General features: G+C 59.0%; 3 protein-coding genes and 1 pseudogene. All 4 read right to left on the reverse strand.

The annotated features are described in order from the left end of the window. A pseudogene (locus F6X37_RS35475) lies at positions 1-140 on the reverse strand (IS30 family transposase); the annotation flags it as partial. A gap of 145 nt (positions 141-285) precedes the next feature. Beyond that, positions 286-741: a thioesterase family protein gene (locus F6X37_RS35480; protein WP_184062656.1), complete on the reverse strand. Its 456-nt coding sequence runs from the start codon at positions 739-741 to the stop codon at positions 286-288. Between the two features lie 56 nt (positions 742-797). Beyond that, complete coding sequence (locus F6X37_RS35485; protein ID WP_187614637.1) at positions 798-2,156, reverse strand: FAD-binding oxidoreductase; 1,359 nt, start codon at positions 2,154-2,156, stop codon at positions 798-800. A gap of 450 nt (positions 2,157-2,606) precedes the next feature. Further along, positions 2,607-2,876, reverse strand: a complete 270-nt coding sequence (locus tag F6X37_RS35490) for a hypothetical protein (RefSeq protein WP_184062652.1) — start codon at positions 2,874-2,876, stop codon at positions 2,607-2,609. Between the last annotated feature and the right edge of the window lie 163 nt (positions 2,877-3,039).

Below are 3,039 nucleotides of genomic sequence, written 5' to 3' on the forward strand. Positions count from 1 at the left end.
TCAGCCAGAATCCCCTGTACAGACGAGTGGTTCCGGTCAAAAAGCTGGGCGATCTTCTGGAGAGACTCTCCCTTCCGCCAACGTTCCCACATCAGCGCTTTCTGCTTCTCGCTGTAGTAAATCCGGCGTCGCTGTTTCATCTGCAACACTCCCACTGCTTGCGCAGTCTTCAGTGTGTTGCATCCACCGGTTGAATCCGCCTCTTCAAACGGTCATTGGTCTTCCAAAGGCGCGCGTTGCCTGACCGGACCAGGACTTAACTCCGACGGAACCGGAGCCGAGGGCTCAACTCGATTGCGCTCGGTTTACGCTGCTCGGCAATTCGACAAAATCCTCGGTCTTGTCCAATGCATGCATCGCATCGAGCAGGGCGGGAGGTGGACACGTCAGCTTGCGCTTTTCCAGATCGAGCCAACCAACCGCTGAGGTCACGCGGGCCACCAGTTTGCCTTCGCGAAGAAACTCGTTGCACAACAGCGTACGGCTTCCATCGGCAGACAGGCCAGCGAGCGCAAAGCCTACTGTTATCCGATCAAGCAGATGGATCTCGCGAAAATATTCGATCTCGTCCTTCATCACCACCGGTCCGATACGGAGCTTCATGAACTCCGACATCGAAAAACCCTGTTTCGCGAAGTACAGCATCCGCGCATCGACCGACTTGTCGAGATAGGCGGTGTTGCGCATATGTGAGTTGAAATCCATGTCGCCCCAGCCGGCGAAGAGTTCCGTCTCGAACATAGTGTGGCCTTACAATAGGTGTTGCGTGATATCTTCCTGCCGGTCTTGTGTTCGCATCACGGGAGTGGAATGGCCTTAAGAACGCCTGAAGGGTTGAATTGCTCTTTAACGCTCGCTAGACGCGCGGCGTTAGGTCCATAGGCGCGCGCGATTTGTTCTGCGGACGTGTCGGCTAGCAGGTTGGCGTACCCGCCCGGGAGTGCTGTCGGGCCAAGCGCCGCGTTGAGCCTATGTGCCCACGCCCGATGGGGTTCAGCGTCATCCCTCTCAGGCGTCCAGGTCGCATAGATCAAGGCCGTAAAGTGAGGCTTGCGCATCCCAAACGCGGTATCCTCGGGAGCGACGTCGGTTGCTGCTCCGTGGCAGTGGTGAATGATGATTGACGTGAGCGGCGAGGTACGGGCCTCGAACGCAGAGACAAGAGCGTCGATTGTGGCCGGGCCGAGCGCGTCGAACCATCTGGTCGCGACCTCGTAACCGCGGCCTTGCGCGAGCTTCCCGTCGGTGAGAGACAAGAGGCTTGACGCCGGCATCGGAACGGCCTTGACGAGAAGCGGAGTTCCCACGGACCCGACCCTGGCCAGAATTGCCTCGCCGGTTGCCACCTCGCCTGACCAGACCATGGAAAACACGACGACCGGTTTGCCATCAGGTACAGGCGACAGGACGGCAGAGGCGAACAGATTGGCGGGTGCCTGACTTGCCACGTCCGCAAAGCGAGCCAACACCGCGCGCGCGTCTGCCAAAGGGAAGACTATCGTGCCACTGAGCACCGTTCCGGGATCGTACAGGCGCAGCCGCATGGCGGTGACGACGCCGAAGTTCCCACCGCCGCCTCGCAAGGCCCAGAACAGATCGGCGTTGCGCTCCGCGTCGCAGACGACAATCCTCCCGTCAGGCAGCACGACCTCCGCGGACAGAAGGCTGTCGCAGGCCAGGCCAAAGCGTGTCATGAGCGGGCCGTACCCCCCACCGAGGACGAGGCCGGTCATGCTGACCGCGCCGTCATTGCCGATCACTGCCGCGAGGCCATGCTCGCCCGCAGCCTGATTGAGTTGGGCTGCCGTGACACCGCCGCCGATCATGACCTCGCGACTATCGGCGTCGATCGCGAGTTTCGCCATCCTTGATATGTCGAGGATGACGGTGCCTTCGCGGAGTGAGCGACCGGCCCAGTCCTGCCCGCCGTTGTAGATAGATATTGGGACGTGAGCGTCGTTGGTTACGCGCAATGCACGACTCACCTTCTCGGTGGTATCGCAGCGCGCCAGGAGCAATGGCCGCGGGCAAAGCGCGCCGTTCCACCAGCGCGGCGAAACATTTGCCCAGTCGCTCGGTTCGACGACTTCGAATCCCACTTCTCTGAGAACTTCAGCCAACCTGAGGAGGTCAGCGCTTGTGTGGTTAGCATTCATTGAACTCTCCCGCTCACTGTTCCGAAAGTTGTAGCAGGGTCCGTGCCGCCTTGAGCGCGATGTGGCGGGTCCGAATCCATTGAGGGGCGACAACAGGCTGTCCCCGTGCCGAGGCCGTCCGGTCTCTTTCAATGTTACCGCTTTCCCCTGGGGGCATCATTGGACCGCGTGCGGCCAACTCCGGACGTTCGACTCGTTGCTGTGAACCGTTGACAATCACCGCGCTCGATCCAGCGAGTCGACGGCCCCAATATTTAGCGACCTCGTGGAGCATGCCGGAGCTCATTTCGCAAGACCGGATGTGGTCGCGATGCAAACCATCGGCATTTCTGCTGTCGCAACGGATTACTCGCGTTCCCCAAAATGCACGTCCACTATGCGGAGTGAACGGTTTGGGGTCTTGCATCTTTGCGCAGCAATAGATTGCTAATGTCATGAGTTATAAATTCGCTAAACAAGCAGCGAGCCGCAATCCCGCTGCAAATCATGAACGCTCATCGCAGGACGTTCGACCGCAGGTGGAAACACGCACCACACACCGTCATCGTGGAGGAAGAAATAGATTGCCAATGTGCCTGCTGGCCGCAATGCCTCCACACATACATAGCGCCGCTGATTTGAGTTCATGCGGCCGAACCGGGTCACCCGGGCCGACATGGCCGCAGTCGGCCCAAGCCATTTTTCGACCAGCAGACGTAAAGAGCTCTTTATCGTACTCATCGACCGCTCCTTCAACTTCGCATCTCGTTGATGCAGCTAGGGAAACGCTGATTAATGAACTGTCGGATCGGCTTGCAGATCAAGACGCGTCAAATTTTCTGGATAACGAATCGAATCGACGCTCATTTCGGTGAATTTGGCTCGCAAACGAGCCCCTCTTCTC

The organism is Paraburkholderia sp. 31.1 (assembly GCF_014397645.1).
GTDB classification, from domain to species: domain Bacteria; phylum Pseudomonadota; class Gammaproteobacteria; order Burkholderiales; family Burkholderiaceae; genus Paraburkholderia; species Paraburkholderia tuberum.